At 55.1% G+C, this 283-nt stretch carries 1 pseudogene; it reads left to right on the forward strand.

Going from position 1 to position 283, the window contains the following annotated elements:
- Nucleotides 1-283 (forward strand): annotated as a pseudogene (locus AF337_RS30250) (hypothetical protein); the annotation flags it as partial.

The following is a 283-nucleotide window of genomic DNA, read 5'->3' on the forward strand; positions in this document are numbered from 1 at the left end:
CATCCCGACACTTCTGGCGGAGGTGAAGACGACCTTCCACAATATCCTCGCCCATCCCTACTGGCTCTATGATCCGGCACTTGCCGAACAGAAATTCAAGGCCACAGCCAACTACGAGAACGGCCGTCTCTTTGCGGATTTCGATTGGAAGCTGACCCCGGTTCGCAAGGCGCTTTTGGAGACGAAAGCCGAAGCAATGTGGAAGCCATTGCTTGCCGCTCTCAAACAGCGCGACATGCTTCCTCAAGACTGGCGAAAAGTTGTCCGGCTCGGGCTTTTCCTA

The organism is Rhizobium ecuadorense (assembly GCF_001187535.1).
Taxonomy (GTDB): Bacteria; Pseudomonadota; Alphaproteobacteria; order Rhizobiales; family Rhizobiaceae; genus Rhizobium; species Rhizobium ecuadorense.